General features: G+C 65.8%; 14 protein-coding genes. 7 read left to right on the top strand and 7 right to left on the bottom strand.

The window, feature by feature from the left end:
- The first annotated feature begins 62 nt into the window (after positions 1 to 62).
- Positions 63 to 1,103: a nucleotide kinase domain-containing protein gene (locus tag ACMCNK_RS22920; protein WP_412738434.1), complete on the top strand. Its 1,041-nt coding sequence runs from the start codon at positions 63 to 65 to the stop codon at positions 1,101 to 1,103.
- Between the two features lie 36 nt (positions 1,104 to 1,139).
- A complete protein-coding gene (locus tag ACMCNK_RS22925) occupies positions 1,140 to 1,388 on the top strand; it encodes a hypothetical protein (protein ID WP_412738435.1) in 249 nt (82 codons plus the stop codon).
- Between the two features lie 21 nt (positions 1,389 to 1,409).
- Here ACMCNK_RS22925 and ACMCNK_RS22930 read toward each other — a convergent pair whose 3' ends face one another.
- The 4 genes from ACMCNK_RS22930 to ACMCNK_RS22945 are packed head-to-tail and all read right to left on the bottom strand — an operon-like array spanning position 1,410 to position 3,860.
- Positions 1,410 to 2,207, bottom strand: a complete 798-nt coding sequence (locus ACMCNK_RS22930) for a hypothetical protein (protein WP_412738436.1) — start codon at positions 2,205 to 2,207, stop codon at positions 1,410 to 1,412.
- Complete coding sequence (locus tag ACMCNK_RS22935) at positions 2,204 to 3,151, bottom strand: ImmA/IrrE family metallo-endopeptidase (RefSeq protein WP_412738437.1); 948 nt, start codon at positions 3,149 to 3,151, stop codon at positions 2,204 to 2,206. Before ACMCNK_RS22935 ends, ACMCNK_RS22930 begins: the two co-directional genes overlap by 4 nt.
- Positions 3,148 to 3,570, bottom strand: a complete 423-nt coding sequence (locus ACMCNK_RS22940; protein ID WP_412738438.1) for a helix-turn-helix domain-containing protein — start codon at positions 3,568 to 3,570, stop codon at positions 3,148 to 3,150. The genes ACMCNK_RS22935 and ACMCNK_RS22940 overlap by 4 nt, the downstream gene beginning before the upstream one ends.
- A 2-nt stretch (positions 3,571 to 3,572) precedes the next feature.
- Positions 3,573 to 3,860 (bottom strand): acyl carrier protein, encoded by a 288-nt coding sequence (locus ACMCNK_RS22945; protein ID WP_412738439.1) that lies wholly within the window; start codon positions 3,858 to 3,860, stop codon positions 3,573 to 3,575.
- 125 nt (positions 3,861 to 3,985) lie between these two features.
- On the opposite strand from ACMCNK_RS22945, the gene ACMCNK_RS22950 reads away from it, so the two are divergent.
- Positions 3,986 to 5,455, top strand: a complete 1,470-nt coding sequence (locus tag ACMCNK_RS22950; RefSeq protein ID WP_412738440.1) for a nucleoside triphosphate pyrophosphohydrolase family protein — start codon at positions 3,986 to 3,988, stop codon at positions 5,453 to 5,455.
- Positions 5,456 to 5,742: 287 nt separating this feature from the next.
- On the opposite strand, the gene ACMCNK_RS22955 is transcribed toward ACMCNK_RS22950, so the two are convergent.
- A complete protein-coding gene (locus ACMCNK_RS22955; protein WP_412738441.1) occupies positions 5,743 to 6,822 on the bottom strand; it encodes a helix-turn-helix domain-containing protein in 1,080 nt (359 codons plus the stop codon).
- A 564-nt stretch (positions 6,823 to 7,386) separates the two neighbouring features.
- On the opposite strand from ACMCNK_RS22955, the gene ACMCNK_RS22960 reads away from it, so the two are divergent.
- Genes ACMCNK_RS22960 through ACMCNK_RS22975 form a run of 4 tightly spaced genes read left to right on the top strand, consistent with a single transcriptional unit; the run spans position 7,387 to position 14,474 of the window.
- Entirely contained in the window at positions 7,387 to 8,538 is a 1,152-nt protein-coding gene (locus ACMCNK_RS22960) for a hypothetical protein (protein WP_412738442.1), read from the top strand.
- Positions 8,535 to 9,323 carry a hypothetical protein gene (locus ACMCNK_RS22965; protein ID WP_412738443.1) on the top strand — a complete coding sequence of 263 codons (789 nt, stop codon included), beginning with the start codon at positions 8,535 to 8,537 and terminating at the stop codon, positions 9,321 to 9,323. Before ACMCNK_RS22960 ends, ACMCNK_RS22965 begins: the two co-directional genes overlap by 4 nt.
- Positions 9,269 to 11,845 (top strand): hypothetical protein, encoded by a 2,577-nt coding sequence (locus tag ACMCNK_RS22970; RefSeq protein ID WP_412738444.1) that lies wholly within the window; start codon positions 9,269 to 9,271, stop codon positions 11,843 to 11,845. The genes ACMCNK_RS22965 and ACMCNK_RS22970 overlap by 55 nt, the downstream gene beginning before the upstream one ends.
- 4 nt (positions 11,846 to 11,849) lie before the next feature.
- Positions 11,850 to 14,474 (top strand): pPIWI_RE module domain-containing protein, encoded by a 2,625-nt coding sequence (locus ACMCNK_RS22975; protein WP_412738445.1) that lies wholly within the window; start codon positions 11,850 to 11,852, stop codon positions 14,472 to 14,474.
- 113 nt (positions 14,475 to 14,587) lie between these two features.
- On the opposite strand, the gene ACMCNK_RS22980 is transcribed toward ACMCNK_RS22975, so the two are convergent.
- Positions 14,588 to 15,424, bottom strand: coding sequence for a hypothetical protein (locus ACMCNK_RS22980; RefSeq protein WP_412738446.1), 837 nt, complete (start codon positions 15,422 to 15,424; stop codon positions 14,588 to 14,590).
- 102 nt (positions 15,425 to 15,526) lie between these two features.
- The gene (locus ACMCNK_RS22985; RefSeq protein ID WP_412738447.1) at positions 15,527 to 16,915 is read right to left on the bottom strand and encodes an IS701 family transposase; all 1,389 of its coding nucleotides are present in this window, start codon (positions 16,913 to 16,915) and stop codon (positions 15,527 to 15,529) included.
- Positions 16,916 to 16,919 lie beyond the last annotated feature (4 nt).

Consider the following 16,919-nt stretch of genomic DNA (forward strand, 5'->3'; position numbering starts at 1 on the left):
CAACTCCACGCGCCGGTCCCGCCTCTCTGGAACGAGTCATATATCTAGTATATATTAGATATATGACGGCTGGAGTTGTCGATCTCGGAACGCAGACGCGAGCGGGCCAGTGGACGGTCACGGTCGCCGGCCGTCACCTGTCGCCGAGCCCGGTTTTCGACACCTACTGGCGGTTCGCGCAGGCCCGGCAAGAGATCTATATGGCGCGGCTATGCGGCAAGGCTGCCCCTTGGACCCACGATCCGATCCTGAGCCACCACAGATTCACCAACTGCTACCGCGCCGCGGACCGGGTCAGCCAGCAACTGATCCGGGAGGTCATCTACTCCGGCGACCAGGACTGGACGGAGGTCTTCTACCGGACGGTGTTGTTCAAGCTGTTCAACCGCTACTCGACGTGGCAACATCTGTCCCAGGCGTTCGGTGCGGTGACCTGGCGTGAATATGACTTCGCCGCCATAGACCGGATCCTCAGTGACGCGCTTGCAGCCGGCGAACGGATCTACTCCGCGGCGTACGTGATTCCGCCACCGCGGCTGGGCGAGCTACGTAAACACCGCAACCACCTACGGCTGATCGAGCTGATGATGGCGTCCGCGGCGCCAGCCCGCATCGCGGAAGCTGGCAGCCTGCGTGAGGTGTTCGAGGTCCTACGATCTTTCCCCGCGTTCGGGAACTTTCTCGGTTACCAGTTCGCCATCGACCTTAACTACGCGGCCGAAATGGACTTCGACGAGATGCAGTTCGTCGTGCCCGGCCCAGGTGCCCGCGACGGGATCCGCAAGTGCTTCGGCAGGGCGGCCGACGGGATCGAGGCGGAAGTCATCCGCTACGTCACTGACACGCAGGAACAGCATTTCGCGCGACTCGGACTGTCGTTTGCCACATTAGGCGGGCGTCGCCTACAGCTGATCGACTGCCAGAACCTGTTCTGCGAAGTCGACAAGTACGCGCGGCTGGCGCATCCGGACATCGCCGGTGTCAGTGGTCGGACCCAGATCAAGCAGAACTACCGGCAGGATGACCGACCGCTGACCGCTTGGTTCCCCCCGAAATGGGGGATCAATGACCGTCTCGCCGCCGCAGCAGCACGTGCGGCATGATCACCATCTCGTCCCCACCGCCCCGAGGAGCGCCAGATGCCGATCAGCCAACAGAGCGACAGCGACCTCTCGTACGCCGAGGCAGTGACCGTGCTGGCCACCGCGCTGGACAACCTCGGCGCCCGCATCCACCGTGACCTGCACGTCGAGAGCAGCTACATCGACGTCGGCGACGACCCGGATTTGGCCGACCTCCTCACCGGGTTCTCGAGTTTCGCCGACCAATGCCTCGCGGCCCTGCACGACCCCGCCGTGACGCGCGCCTTGGCAGCCACCCGGGCATGACTGGGGTAGCCCCCACTGCGATCAGACCACGCCGATATCGGTGAACTTGTCCAACATGGTGGAGACCGGAATGATTGGCGGCTCGAGCTGGGCCAGACCGGCCACCACGGTGAGCTGCCCCGCCTCCAGCCCAGTGTTCTTGGCGACATAGGTGAGTAGGCCACCGAGCCCGAGATAGTTGCCGTAGCCACGCTCAACCAGGTACTGGTAGCGGTAGTGGGCAAGCAGATGGACCCGCCCCTCACCGTCGAGCTGGAACGAGCAGTGGCTCAGGCACGGAAACGCCATCGCGCTGGTGTCCGTGCCCGGAACAAAGACATGCACGTTGACAGCGTCGTCGGGCAGACCCAGGCCGACTTCGTAGCGCGCCTGCTTCGGGATCCCGCCGTTGAGCTCGACGGTGATCCGCCGGATCACGTCGCTGATCTGGTCCCGTGGACCTCCGGACGCAGGTTTGCCGGGTTTCGGGGCCGAAGGATAATTGATCATCCGCCCGAAATAGGTGCCCTTGCTGTTCTTGTTGTAGCGCTTGGTCAGCAGCGGATAGATCCTCATGTAGCGCTCGACCAGTTCGGCGTGGTCGCGACTTGACCGGGCGAATGACGCCGGGAAGATCGTGTTGGCGACCGTGTCGACGTTTTGCAGGTTCTGGTCGGCTAGCAGCTGGTCCATGGCAGCACGGACAGCCGGGATCTCGCCCACAGGATTGCTGATGCGGACGACGGTGTGGATGCCCTTGCGCTTCGGCTCGCGGTCGAGCTTTCGCGCGGCCGCCAGCCAGGCGGCCGAGACGTTGTCGGCCTCGACCGTGATGCTCATCGCCGTGCTCCGTTCGTCGGTCCGACCATCAACGGCTTGTGCGCCGCGGCGATCAGCCCGCGACGGTCTTCAGGGGTCGGCATGAGGGTGCCGGACCACAAGGTTTGCCGCTCGGCGGAGGTCACGGTCAACAGTGAGGGCGTGTCGATATCGCCAGCGATGTCGAACTCGATGCCCTGGTCGGGCTCCACGGCGAGTGGCTTGGCGAGCGCCGTCACAGCAGCCGGCCCCGTGAACAGAGGGCGGCCGCCTAGGCGTGGGGTACGGACAATCAGCCGGTCACCCTGCTCGACGTGAAGTTCACTCCCGTCGGTGAGGCTGGTCAGGTCCCAAACGCGGGCCGGCGGCTGGTCGGGACACCCGCACAGCCGCGCCCTCAGCCGCGCCGGCTGCACCCTTCGCCACCCCGCCGCTACGCTCGGCGCCGCCATACGCAGGTGCTCCAAATGCCGTACGGCGCCGCGGTAGGAGGTGCCGAGGTGCAGGGACAACTGGTAGACGTCGGCGGCCTCGCGCGGGATGTCGAGCCCGAGCCTGGTCAGGATGGTCTTGACCGCGCGGATCGGCATGAGAAACCAGGCCGCGAACGCCTCGGCTTGCTTCTCCTCGTCCGGCCACTTGTTGCGCGGTAGGCCGCTGAACAGGTCTGGGCCATCGGCCAGGCAGCGCTCGTGGCCCAACTCGGCGTGGCCCAGCTCGTGTGCGCCCGTGTGCCGGATCGTGGCCTCGCTCATGGTCGAGTTCAGCAGGATGCCAGCGTTTCGGCCCGGGCCAGCCGGAAAGTACGCGCCGAAGAGGCTCGGCATCTCGTCGCCCGCGACCATGAGCCCGCTGCGCCGCAGGGCGGCGAACAGGTCGACATAGCCGTCCTCAGGCAGCCCTAGCCGCTGGCGCAGATTCGCCGCCGCGATGCTCGCGACCCGGTGCGCGATCAGCCAGTTCACGAAGAGGACCGTCGGCGCTGCGGAACGGGACGGTCCACCTCATCGTCGGCCTCGCCGTCGGCCTGGTGCGACATCTCGAGAAACTGGGCGAACTTCATGACCTGGGTCAGATCCTCCTGCCGCAGGTTAGTCAGCCGTCGCGGCAATCCAGCAACGGCATGCGCCGCCGGGATAGCGTCGACGTCCTCGTCGAGGAAGTAGCCGACCGGGTATCGGTAGAGCCGGGCCAGCTTCTTCAGCTCGATGCTGTCGACCTTTCGAGCGCCGCGCTCGATCTCGCTGATCGCGACCCGGGAGATCCCGGTCTGGTCGGAGACCCACTGCTGGGTGAAGTTGAGATACTCGCGGATTCGCCTGAGCCGCTCGCTGAGCACGGCCGAGTCACCGCCGGGCCGTTCGGTATCGGGTTCGGTTGTCATGATCATGCACTCCTGTCGCCGGTGACGACGGCGTCCCGCACGATTTCCGCGAATGCCCGCACTGAGCGCATTGCCCGGGCGGAGTCCACGTCGGCCGGGATCTCTACACCGAGCTCCTCCTCCAGCCGCGTCAGGATCTCCACAATCCGCAACGAGTCGATCGGCAGCTCCCAGCCGCCTTCCTCGAGCTCGGCGCGCACCTCGGCCTCCTCCTGACCGCGTTCCAGCGCGAGCAGCCGCACCACCACGTCCACGATCTGCTCCACGGTGGGACCGGTCACGCGCTCCATCAACTCGCCTCGCTCCATGGTTGGGAAATCCGTCGCTCCACTGGAGTCTACCGTGGATGGCGTAGGATCAGCAATCGGAAACCGCGATCATGATGGGAAAGTCAACATCAACTCAGGAGGACCGCATGGAGATGGCGGCGTACCAAAACGCGGCAGCCAAGACGATTCAACCCGTACGCGGGGAAGGTGATTCCCTCGTGGTGCCGCTGCTCGGCTTGGCCGGCGAGGCCGGAGCCGTCCTGAACGCGTACAAGAAGCGGCTACGCGATGGACCTGCTGACCCCCAGTTCCGCGCCCGCATGCGCGAGAAGCTCGGGGACGTCCTCTGGTACCTGTCGACCGTGGCACGCCGACTCGATCTCGATCTCGACGACATCGCCACCGCGAACCTGAGCAAAATCACCGACCGCTGGCGCCCCACCCCCGCAGCCGCCATCCCGTTCGACGCTGACCTCGAACCGGCCGAACAGCTTCCCCGGCAGGCCGACTTCACCTTCACCCTGACCCCCAAGGATGGCCGGGACGTATCCGTACTCTCATGCGCCGGCGAACAGGTCGGCGACCCGATCACCGACGCCTCGCACATCGCCGACGGCTACTGCTTCCACGACGCCTTCCACCTCTCCTACGCTGCCGTCCTCGGCTGGTCGCCCGTCATGCGGGCACTCCTTAAGCGCAAACGGCGCAGCAACCCCGAGACCGACGAAGCCGAGGACGGCGGTCGCGCCGTCGTCATCGAGGAGGGCATCTCCGCCCTGGTATTCGGCTACGCCAGCCGCCACAACTACCTCGAGGGCAAGAACCACGTCGACAACGACGTGCTGAACACGATCACGGGCATGGTGGCCCACCTCGAGGTGGCTGCACACCGAGCCGCTGACTGGGAAAAAGCGATCTTGACCGGCTTTGCCGCTTGGCGCGAGCTGCGGCGCCGCGGTGGCGGCACCGTGCGACTCGACCTCGACGCCCAGACTCTGGTCGTCCTCGACGCTGAGGGATGTGGCGAGGCTCCCGCACCAGCGTCGGCCGCGGCCGTAAGCGACTTCCGCGCCGCAGCGGCCGCCCTTCACCGCAGCAAGAACGCTGCCTACGGCGACTCATGGAAGCGCCGCGGCGAGCAGATCTCGATCCTGGCCAACATCGCGCGCAAGGTCGACCGCCTTAGCCTCGTCGCCGCCAACGGCACGGAAACCGCAGACGAGAACACGGTCGATACGGTGATCGACCTGTTCATCTATGCCCTCAAATATCTAACCTTCCTTGCCGACCAAGATCCTGCGGCGGTGCCAGATCTTCCGGGACGCCCTGAGGAGGCAGGCGGATGGAGCGACGGACCCGACGGCCTGGAGCGCCTACTCACCGCCCTCGACCTCAGCGCTCTCGACCGCACTACCTCCGCGTCGCTCGCCGCGGACATCGACCACACCTTTGCCGAGCTGGAGGCGTGTTTCCCCGTCACCGGATCGACGGCGCCGGCGACGACGCGTGCCCGCCTCGCCACCGAGCTCGCCGACCACGCCTTGCAGGCCCTCGCCGTACTGCGTGAAACCCACTCCGACCTCTACGAGATGTTCGTTCGCTCCTGGACGGATTGACAACATCATCCGCGGTTTCGCGCATGCTTGCGAACGAGCTCTGCGCGTGACGTGGCGCATGGAATTGGCTGCCCGGGCCCGGCGAAAGAGAGCGGTATGCGGAGACCCCGTCCCCTTGCTCACCGATTGCTCACACGAGCGCCGCCATGAGACGAGATCCGTCAGCACGGTGCGGCATCTCCGGACCCGTTCTTGTACCGCAGCATTGCTGCTTGCCGCTGATGGCATGGCGTCCGACACAGCCCCCAAAGTCCGAAAGGAGAGTTGTTTGAGACACCATCTTGGCCTCAAGGCAGCAGCGAAAGAGTCGGACGCCTTGGCGGTGTTCGTCGATGTGAGGCTGAATCTGTGGGGAGGAGTCCATCAATATATTTTCGGAGCTCTCCGACCGTTAGGTGCAGATCCGAGGCGGCTTGATCGACGAGCGAGGTATCCGGTTGTGTCGCTTTGAGTGCCTCCATTATGACTTGGGAATGTTCTGCCGCAATGCCCTCTGGTTCGCCGCTGCGGTAGCCGAGGCGTGCGAGCTCTACGCACACCGCGCGATATCCCCAGTCGGTGAGGAGTGATAGTTCATGAAGTCGATGTGCCAGGGCCATCGCTGAGACACGCCATCGAGCCCGGGAGGCGATGATGTGCTCCGCACTGGCGTTCCGGAGTCCGGAGGCCAGGATGCTGGCGCGGGGCATGAGGAGCGCGCTGGCGAAACGGTCGGCTTCGCGTTCGGTCTGGGGTCGACGCGCAGGCCGAGCGCTGGCATGGAGCACAAGGTGACCGAGTTCGTGGGCGGCGTCGAAGCGGGTACGTTCCGCGGTCTTGGTGGTGTTCAGGAAGATGAACGGAGTCGCGTTCCAGTAGAAGGAGTAGGCATCGACTTCGTGGCAATCCAGAGCTACGCAGAACACGCGTACGCCACGGCATTCCAGCAGGCGGATCATGTTGTCAACGCCGTCCCTCTGCAGTTCCCATCTGTTGCGCAGGGTTTCCGCAGCCGTCTCGGGGTCGGCGTCGGCTAGATCAGGAACGTCAGGCATTGGAATTGCCCGTCGCTGGTCGATCCAATGAGCGAGCATCAGGGCGATGCGCCCGGCGCTGCGCGCCATGTCCCGCTTCCCGGCGGGGATTTTGCTCAGTGCGCGGAAGCTGATCGCTTCGAGGGGGATCTCGTCGACGTCGCCGCCTAGCAGGAAGGCGGTCGGCATGTCGAGTGCGCTGGCGAGACGGTCGAGGTTGTCGGGAGTGGGGCGTTGTGTCCCATTTTCGTAGGCGAGAAGGCTGCGGGTGGTGATGCCGGCCAGCTTGGACAACTGTTCACGCGTCAGGCCCCGGCGGTTGCGGGCAAGCTTCAGGCGGGACGGTGTCAGCATCGGCTCATTGTTGATCAGTTACCCCGTGTGGCGTTGTTCGGCTGGCGATGACCCTGCAGCCCAGGTTGCGGCCATGGCGGCATGCCTGCTTAACGGTACCGGCGTGTTGGCTGCGCACCTCGAGGGTTCTTTCCGCTGTGTCGTTTCACGCCTGGCCGCGACCGCCGGGGTGGAAGGATCCACCGGCCCTTGCGTGCACCACCGGAGTGGCTCGGTTCCGTTCCGATCCGGGCTGTCTACCCGCAAAGGCCGGTGCTTCGGCGGGCCTGGCGACTGCAGCTCCGCCCCGGTCGAACGCTGCCGCAGGCACGCGGTCTCCTGCGCGGGAGTCCGGCCAGCCCGGCTGTCGCCTGGTCACGGCAGCCGAACTTCTCCATAGGGGGGCCTCGTTGTGGGCGGCAACTCTTCGCGATATTGTCCCTCAACTGAGGGCGAAAAACCAGAAGTCCTGTAGAGGGCGGCTGGTGCGAAGTCCTGTCCCAACTCGGTCCAACAGTGCAGGATTCGATGAGCCCCATTGACATGTCTGCGGACGCATCTACGGCCAAATTTTCGTCGCCGGCGTTGGCCGACGACTACCTCACCGTCACCATGCTCTGCGGCGGCTTGGCGCAGATCATCCGGCGGCGTACCCACCCACGATCGGGGACGGCTGACCTCGGACTGCTGCCGGCGTCGTGGCGCGTAGGTTTCAGCCGCCTGTACTGGCGGTGCCTCGACCAAGGCGTCGACGGACCGGCTAGCGACCTGGAGCTCATGGCGTGGTGCTCGCGTCCACTGATCACCTGGGACGTAGATCTGTCGCTGTCGGACAGCGACCGGCAATACGAGCTCCTCATCGGCGACGAGCTCTCGATGTTCGCGGAGCAGGCCGCCCGCCTCGCCTCGAGCGGCGATGTCGAAGCCGAATGGGTGGAGAACCAGGTCTTCAAGGCGATCAAGGCCGCCGCCGCGGCCAACGGGGGGGCCGACGACCAGCAGGTGGAGGCCGTATACGCGGCGCTGCGCCGGTTGCTGATCGACCGGCCGGTGCTTAGTGACACCGACCTGCTGCGCCTGGAGCAGCAACTGCCGGCAGCCGACAACAGCGGGCAGACCTACGTCCGCCGTCTGATCGAGAATGCCTACACCACTACGCCCGCGAGCGGGGCATACCGGTATGTGACCTGTCCGGGGTGCGGGAACCCGGTGGCTGGCGGCGATGCCTGCGGTACGCCGGGCTGCCCAGGCGGCATCCCGGAGCCCAAGTCGGTCAAGACCGTCCGCCGGGCCTACGAGCATCACCGGGCAACGCGCCGCTTCATCCACGACCCGGGCCTCGTCGAAGCCAGGATCATGGACAAGCTCCGCGAGGACCCCGGCCTCGACGGACGCGTCGAGGTCGTGGCCTATCCCCGGTTGGACACGGTCGACATCGCCATCGAGTTCCTGCGCCGCGACGTCCGTGGTGAGGTCAGCGTCGGCGAGATCTGGGCGGTCGACGCAAAAGACCAGCTTAGTGCGCGGCTGCTGGGCCGACGGTTCGAATGGCCTGCGGGATTCCCATGCGACAAGAGGTTCTTGGCGATACCGGAGCACCGGGCCGGCCAAGGCCAGTACCTCAAAGAACTGACCAGTGAACTGGATGGCCGGCGCGGCGGTGCCGGCGTCACCGTCGTCAGGGAGGACATCCTGATCGAAATGGTCAAGGTTCGTGCCAAGGAGCTGGCCGCGTGAGGGACACCACCAGTTGGCACGAGGACCTTCAGAGTCGGCTGGAGGCAGCAGAATTTCCCGACGCAGGCCTGACCAGTGCGGAGTTCTGCCAGGCAGAACTCGGCCTTGCCTTCATGGCAATCCATTTCCCGGCGGAACCAATCGGGGCGTTGCCGGCCATCCTGTCCGGCTACGTCGCGGTGGCCGACAACGTCGCGGCCACCATCCGGCGGGTGCGCCACCGCATGGGCGACACTGCCCGCCGCGCCTACTGGCGCAGCACCCTCAACAAATACGCCGGGCTACCGCCGGCCCTTCGTGCGTTCGAGCGTGTCGACGACCCGAACCGGCGCGTTAACGACCGTACAGTTTTCGAGCCGAAGGCAACGTCGGTCGTCGCGGAACGCGATCGGTTCTACGCCGCGGCTATGGTCGACCCGCTGGCCTACCGTCCGACCCGCGAACACCCGCCAGCGCCAGCAGGCGGCCGATACTCCTTCTACGTCGACGGCCGCCGGGAAATCGTGCAGATGCCCGACCACCTCCCGCCAGCACCTCCGCTGGATTCGCTGCCAACCGTCGACGGACGAAGCCGCCAGCCGTGGACGATCGACGTCCAAAAGGACATCGTCGCGGCCGCCCACGCCATCGACGGGCACCTAGAAAACGGCCGGATCTGCGCCAGGGGCACTACACCAAGTGGGTCGCCGAGATGCGACCTAGCATTGTCGACCCTGTCTCCGGTCAGATGGTGGACCAACCTGAGCAGTTCACCGTCAATGGCCTGGAGCACTGGGTGGGGCTAATGAACTCCGGCAAGACCACCCTGGCCGAACTCCTAACCGTCAACCGGGTCCGCAACCACGGCGACCGGGTCTGCCTGGTGGTCTTGTCGGTCGGCGACGTTTATCAGAAGGTCTCCGCCCTCAGAAACCTTGGCATCAACGCTGTACCGCTGATCGGCCGCAGCGCGCGGTCCGAACACATCGGTCGATACTGGACGACGCACATCGACCAGGCCGGCGAACTGTTCCCCTCCGGTCAGTACCCGCCGGACCCGGCAGCCGAGTACGCCAACGCCTCATGCCTGCTGGAACCGCTACGCGTCACCAACCAGGCCACCTGGACTCCGCTACGCCCCGAGGAGTTTCCCTGCCGGAGCCGGCTGCGGACGGTCGACGCCACGCAGACCCGCATCCACGACTGCCCCTTGTTGACGGTGTGCCCAGCGCAGAAAGCCCTGCGCGAGATCACCGCAGCGCAGGTGTGGGTCACCACCGCGCAGTGCCTTGTGGCCAGTCGGGCGGAGCCGGCATCGGAGTCGATGCGGTGGCTCGAAGCGGTCCAGCACCACATCGACCTCATGATCATCGACGAGGCCGACGCGGTCCAGCAGGTCTTCGACCAGAAGTTCGTCCAGACCGAGCAACTGGTCTCCAGCGACAGCGGTTGGACCCACCGAATGGTGGATTGCACCAACCAGGGACTGGCCAATGGCGAGATGGCCGCGGTGGTCCACCGCGGCGTCCAGGAATGGCACCGGCTGCTGCTCATCCACCAGCAGGCCGTGTTCAGCCTCAACCAACTCGCGCTGGCCGACTCCGGTCAGGCCCTGCGGACGCTGCTGGGCGACACGACGTTCACCGCCCACTCCTTGTTTCGACAGGTGGCCCGCACACTGTACGGACTGGCGCCGCACACCGACGGCGACAAGGCGGCGGAGGACGCCGCCGAGGCCTTCTACGAACAGCAACTGCAGGCCCTCGCCGAACAGCCCTTGCTCCGCCACGGCCACGACCTCGAAGCCGCCATCGAGCACATGACCAGGCTGCCCCGCGACGACGAGCTTGTCCGGGAAACGATCGATTCCTGGATCGACACGAACTTCTCGCCCCAGCACACCAGCAAGCAGCGCATCGACCTCGACCGCGACCTGCTGCACCTGATCATCGAGGCGGCGATCTGGGCCGGCCGCATCACCACGACCTTCTTCCGAATGGTTGGGCTCTACCCGTCGGTGCGCGAGCCGCTACGCCTGCCCGACGACGAGATGTTCATGCTCGCCCAACCACCGCGCGACTACCGGCCGCTGGTGCCCGAAGCACCCATCGGCAACCTGCTCGCGTTGCGGTGGGCGGCCAGCCGCAACGGCGGCGCCTCACTGCAGATCGTCTGGGTGCACGGCGTCGGCCGATGGCTGCTGCACCACGCGCACGACCTACTGGCGTGCGAGGGAGTCGCCGGCCCACACGTGATCATTACTTCAGCGACGAGCTGGATTCCCGGGTCGTCGTTCTACCACATCCCGCAGACCCCCAGTCTCGTGCTCCGCCAGCAGGAACGTGACCGGAAGGCGCTGCGGACCTCGAGCATGCTGGTCCGGCCTGGGCGGACTCTCGCCAACGACCCGATCTTCGTGTCGGGCCGTGCCGGGCCAGCCAGGGCCGATGCGCTGCGTCAGATGGTCTCCTACCTGTGCGACGTCACCCCCGGCCGCCACCGCAGCCGTATCGACGACCTCCGAGCAACCCTGCCGGACGACCGGCGGCAGATCCTGCTGGTCACCCTCTCGGGCCGCGACGCACGGCTGGTCGCGGAACACATCAACAACAAGACCACACTGTCGGCTCGGTACGTCGTCCCCGATGCCGCCGGCCCCCAGGACGGTGGAATCCAACGCCGGTTGATCGCCGGCTTCGGACGCGGCGGTGACGACATCCTCGTTGCCGCCGAGATGTCCATCCAACGCGGCTACAACATCCTCAACGCCAGCGACACCGCCGCACTGGGAGCCGTCGTCTACCTCACGAGGTCCCACCCGCCACCGTTCGACCTCGGGTTCCCGCTATCCATGATCAATCAGATGGCGATGCGGCACCTGCAACATCCCTTCGCGGCCCCGCCCGGGGACGTCGGCAGCTACACCCGCCAGATGCGCTACGCCGCACGTGACCTGTGGTACGACCTGATCGGGCATCCGGTTGTCTTCCGGACCCTCGACGAGGCGTACCGGCCGGCGTTCGTGGCCAACAACCTCGTTCCCATGAGTCAGACGATCGGACGCACGATCCGCGGTAACCAACACACCACCGTGTGGTTGTGCGACGCCGCGTTCGCCGAACGGCTCTCAACCGACGACGATGCGCCCGACACCAAGCGCACTAGCCTCGTCGTAGCCACCGACGTGTTCCTGACCGGGCTGCTGAGTCCGCCAAAGGTGAGCGCCGACGCCGAAGAACACCATCGACATGCCGTCAACGTGGCCGTGTGGGAACTGATCGGCCACCTCGTACAGACCAGTCAGCCACTCGGATCGCGGAGGAAGTAGGCACGTGGCCAAGATCAGTGACCGGATGCAGTTGACCGCGTTCACCCTCGCACCCGACGCGCGATGGGACGTCCACTGCAAGGTAGCCGGGTTTCCTAAAGCGTGGCTGGATCTACTAACCCGGGAATACCACGCCAGGCCGGAAATCAAGGCCGGATACTCGCTGCCTACCCGTAGCCTCGTCGACCTTCTGCTCGGCATCGACCCCGCCGTAATCCATGTCAACTCGAACCTCACCGACGGCCGGTTCATCGTCGCCTATGCCGACGTCGACCCCGCCGTCCTCACCGTGGCCGTCGGTGCCTGGGCCAGCACCGCTGTCGCCCCTGGGAGCACCATTGATTGGTGGGACGTCTTAGACCCGAGCGAACTGCGGTTCGACGACACTCCCATCAACGCCTTCGATCACACTCAGCGTCCCAATGGCACGGCCGCCCCGTCGGAGTACATGTTCGACCTGCTGCCCACGCTGCTGGCTCAGTACGTGCGCGAGCACGGCCTGCATCTGGTCGGCAAACCGCGCGAATCGCTGCTCGGCCCTCCCAGCTCGAACAACCACCGCAGCCTTGTCCTTCTGCCCTTCTCTGAAGTTCCCCAGACCGGCGGCGGCTTGGCCACAGCCAAGATCGATTTTCACGTCGAGACGATTCCCCACCGTGGGCTGTCCAGCATCCACGCGGACCTGACCGGTAGCCGCTTCCCCCTGCAGCCCGTGGCCTACATCCCCCAACGCGGCAATGGTCCGGCCAGCGCCACCGTCCTGCTGCACGCCCCCGACGGATTTCTCGATGAGCGCGGGGCGCACACGCTGCTGGCAGCCAAAGCACAGCACCGGTACATCAAGGGCGGCCAGAAGACCTGGCAGTGGACCCCTGGGCTGGCCAGCACACTGGGACGACTCACCCACTTGGCATTTCCTTCCCCGGACAAGGTGTTCGCCGACCCCCGGGCAGCCCACGAGGAAGGCAGAATTCACGCCTACATCCTCTACTCCGAAGGCACCAAGAGCGACGCGGAGGACCTCGACGTTCTGGAGCAGTTCAAGCCCGAAGGGGACGGCAAACGCAAGGCCCGGTCGCTGCGGCACGGCGCCAAAACCGGCTTCGTGCCCGCCGATCACATGCACGTCCGCGAACAGCTCGCGAAGATTCTGCAGCCGCTAGGAATTCTGCCGCTGCCCGAGGCTCGACGCGTCGGCACGCGACCCGCCCGGCGCATCACGCCCACACACGACACCGCCGAAACGTATGCCCTGGAACTGTGGACGCAGTCCGACGACACCCGCCAAGCCGTACTCGCCGCGCTGCAACTACATCACGGCCTTGAAGCTCACAACGACCCCGCTGACCCCGCCACCATTCATTTCACCGGCGACCTCAACCTCACCGTCTACCTGCGCGAGGTCGGTGTCCTTGGGTCGGGCATCGAGCGCTCCGACACGGACCGGCCAGTGGCCACCCTTCGGGGCGCTCATGCCAACTTGGTGGAGAACCAGATCGGCGCCGCGAGCCAGCGCATCGCAGCGATATTCGAACTTCACGGCCCCGATCACTTCGCCCGCACCCGAACTATCGACCCTAAGCCTGCCCTGAAGAAGGCGTTCGCCCGCAGCGGACGTCGGCTGCAGTGCATGAAACCCGCCATCAGGTTCAAACCACCGACCAAACCCTCGGCCGACCCGAAGAAGGCCCCTACGCCGTACCCTGGCACAGCATTCACCAAAGGCACCATCCACCGCGCCTCTGCGTCCGTCCTCGACGCCCTGCGCCAACTTGGCCGCCTTGGTCGCCCACCGTTGCACGAAGCGCTGGCCGGCATGGAACTCGTTGGAGTATGGCTGCACCACCTCGAAGGCGGTGCATGCGTGCCTCTCGTGGTACGCATGCCCCCCGAAGGTGAGCCCACCGCCCACCTCGCCACGAGCAGCGCCTCTCCTTTGCCACCCATGCCCTACAGCGACCTGCCTCGAGCCCTGGCTACCGGGAAAGGACGCATCCCTGCAGGGAAGAACCAGCAGGCGATCCTGTCGCGGTTTCTTTCCAACGTCCTGGGCATCGAGGAAACCTCGGTTATCGACGAGCGCGACCGCGTCGTCCTCGTCCGAGCCTACGGATTCCGCAAGTGGGGATGGAACTGGATCCAGGACAAGAACATCGCCATCGACAGGCTCGTGCTCCCCGGACACACCTTCGACGACGACCAGCCGGCCCCACCGTTCTTCACACCCCAGGAATGCCCCGGCCTGAGGATCGTCCGCGTCCGCGACCGGAGCACAACCCAAGAGGTAGCCCTCGGATTCCCGCCCGACTACGACACACACAGTCCACGTGGTGACGGCCTCTACACCTTCGACGACCACGTCTACTACTCGATCAACCCCCGTGCCGAGCAGATGCAGACGCCCCTCAGCGCAACCAAAATCGACCCCGACGTTCTCGCCAATTACCGCTTCCGGGCATCCAATGAAACGCCGTTGGAGATCCTTCCGGTCTTCCTGCAAGCCACCGACACGCCGGACACGTTCGCTGATCTCACCCAGGTGCTACGACGCAGTTACCTGCACACCGAACAGGCCACCCTCTACCCCGCGCCCATACATCTGTGCAAACTCGCAGCCGAATACCTATGACGAGAGCTCCGCCGAGTCGTCGAAGACGACCTGCGGGCCTACTGCCGAGGCTAACCGGCATACGGCTGTAAGCACTGCGATCCCGATCGGCTTGCTAATGCGGCAGTCGCGCATCAAATCCAGCCCAGGCGCTCCAAGGCGCGGCGGGCGACCAGTCGCCGGTTTGGCCAGGTAACGTCGAACCGGTCGAAGCTGGCGGTGTCGTTCTCCCGGCCGGGCCGGGGCTTGGATTCTGTCTCTCCGGTAGCCGCGGCTACTGGCGGTTTGAGATGAACGGCCTTGATGAAGCGGTCCGGTTGAAACTCGTCGATCTTCCATCCCGCGGACCCACCGACCATCTGATGCACCGTCACGAAGCGGGCGGCGAGGTCCTCAGGGGTCCAGGCGCCTCGGTCGAGCCCAGCGCGGGTGTCAGTACGGAGCGTATCGAGCATTCGGGCCTCCTCGAGTACGTCGACCATCGTCATGACAAGGTCGGAGAGCTCGGCGTCGTCACGGGCAGAGAAGTTCGCGAGCAGCGCGGTGCGGGCGTGCTCGGCGACGTGTGGGAGCAGCACCTGCAGCGCGGGTACGGGCCCGACTTGCCGGTCCCGAATCATGAACCGGGTCGCCTCGGCGATCGCATTGATCCCGGCAGCGTCGACCAGGGACGTCACCAATTGGGCGGGGTTATCGACGGTGGCCTGTTGCAGAAGCGCGGCGATCCATGCGGTGGCGGTACTGCGCACGTTGCCGGTAAGAAGGGGCGCATCGGGGAGGCGCGGCACCAGGTCGGCTACGAACTTGGCCAGGTATGGCATTTCCGAAGGTCGCATCGGCAGCGAGAGCGGCGCGGCCTTCTGCAGGGCCCGCAGGGCCAGGTCCTCGTCATCTCCGGTGACGATCGACACGAACTCGTCCCGGCTCGGGGCGCGCTCGTCCGCGGCGACCTCAAGCATCGCCTGCCGCACTAGTAGGACTTTGTTAGGTTGGTACGGGTTGGTGGCAGTGTGGGCAGAACCCGAGCCAGGTGCCGAGTTGGTATTGCAGGTGCCGCAGGACGGTGTAGAGGCTCAGGGCTGCCCTGCTGCTTTTGGGTCGGTCTGCCGCAGCTGGGTGAGGAACAGTTGGGCGGTGGTGGCGAGGGTGACGTGGCGGTGCCAGCCGATCCAGGAGCGGCCTTCGAAGTGGTCGAGTCCGAGGCCGGTTTTGAGTTCGCGGTAGTCGTGTTCGATGCGCCAGCGGCTTTTCGCGAGGTGGACCAGGTCGGTAAGGGCGGTGTCGGCGGGTAGGTCGGACAGCCAGTAGTCGGTGGGTTCGTCCTCGCCGGGCGGCCATTGCACGAGGAGCCAGCAGTCGGGCAGGACGCCGTCACCGTGCTGGGGCAGGCCTTCTCGGACGGTTCTGCCGGCGGGGCGGATCCGTAGGGCGAAGAAGTGCCCGGACAGGGTGCCGGCGCTCTGGTCGCCGATGCTGTCGGCTGTTGGCAGCCGTTCGCGCCAGTGCACGAGGGTGGCGTGCTCAGCGCCGTGTTCGACGGCGAGGTCCTTGATGCTGCGGGCCGGATGCGGATACCGCGGGGTGGGATATTTTCCGACTCCGGCGTAGGCAACCTCGACGGGTTTGGCGTCACCGGGCTGGGCGGTGGTGCTCGAGGTAGTCGCCACGATCCAGCCGATGCCACGCTCGCTCAGGCCTTGCCGGAACTCGGCGACCTGGCCGTAACCGGCATCGGTGGTCACCAGCGGCGGCCGCAGGCCCCAGTCGGCTAGTTCGTCGATCATTTCTAGGGCCATCAGCCATTTCGGCCGGTAGCGTTCACCGTCAGGGATCTTCGCCGCCGCCCTGCGCCGCACGATCTGCGCGATCTGTTCCTCGCGCGGCACCTCTTTACGCACGTGAGGCTTCTTCTTCCCGGCCTCGTCCAAGGTGAGCGGCTGACGGCGCAACCGGCGGGCATGACCGTTGGCGACTTTCCCGTGCTGGTCGGGCACGCACGTCTCGTCCCAGGACTCTGGGACGAACAACCGCCAGTTCAGCACCGCCGACGCCGCGTCGGTCCCGGCGTGCACGCTGACCGCGATCTGGCAGTTACCGACCTTGCCGAGGCTCCCGGAGTACTGCCGGGCAACACACGCCGACGCCGGGCCGTCCTTGGCGAATCCGGTGTCGTCGACCACCCACACCCGCGGCGCGATCATCTCGGCCGCCATCGTCGCGACCCGACGTCGCACACCGGTCACGTCCCACGTCGAGGAGGTCAGGAACTGCTGCAACTGCTGATGATCCACCCCAAGGCGGGCAGCCATCGGCTGCATCGACTTACGCTGCCCATCCAACATCAACCCCCGCAGATACCGCACCCCCGTCTCCCGCTGATCCACCCGCGGCAACCCCGCGAACACCCCAGCGGCGAACTCCTGAAGCTGCTCTCGAACACGCGCCAGCCCACGCTCGTCCACGCAG

The organism is Krasilnikovia sp. MM14-A1259, assembly GCF_047159535.1.
GTDB lineage: Bacteria > Actinomycetota > Actinomycetes > Mycobacteriales > Micromonosporaceae > Actinoplanes.

Bases quoted from the DNA above. Each gene is read 5' to 3' on its own strand.
- ACMCNK_RS22920 (WP_412738434.1), top strand. From the start codon at position 63: ATGACGGCTGGAGTTGTCGATCTCGGAACGCAGACGCGAGCGGGCCAG.
- ACMCNK_RS22955 (WP_412738441.1), bottom strand. From the start codon at position 6,822: ATGCTGACACCGTCCCGCCTGAAGCTTGCCCGCAACCGCCGGGGCCTG.
- ACMCNK_RS22930 (WP_412738436.1), bottom strand. From the start codon at position 2,207: ATGAGCATCACGGTCGAGGCCGACAACGTCTCGGCCGCCTGGCTGGCG.
- ACMCNK_RS22950 (WP_412738440.1), top strand. From the start codon at position 3,986: ATGGAGATGGCGGCGTACCAAAACGCGGCAGCCAAGACGATTCAACCC.
- ACMCNK_RS22940 (WP_412738438.1), bottom strand. From the start codon at position 3,570: ATGACAACCGAACCCGATACCGAACGGCCCGGCGGTGACTCGGCCGTG.
- ACMCNK_RS22925 (WP_412738435.1), top strand. From the start codon at position 1,140: ATGCCGATCAGCCAACAGAGCGACAGCGACCTCTCGTACGCCGAGGCA.
- ACMCNK_RS22945 (WP_412738439.1), bottom strand. From the start codon at position 3,860: ATGGAGCGCGTGACCGGTCCCACCGTGGAGCAGATCGTGGACGTGGTG.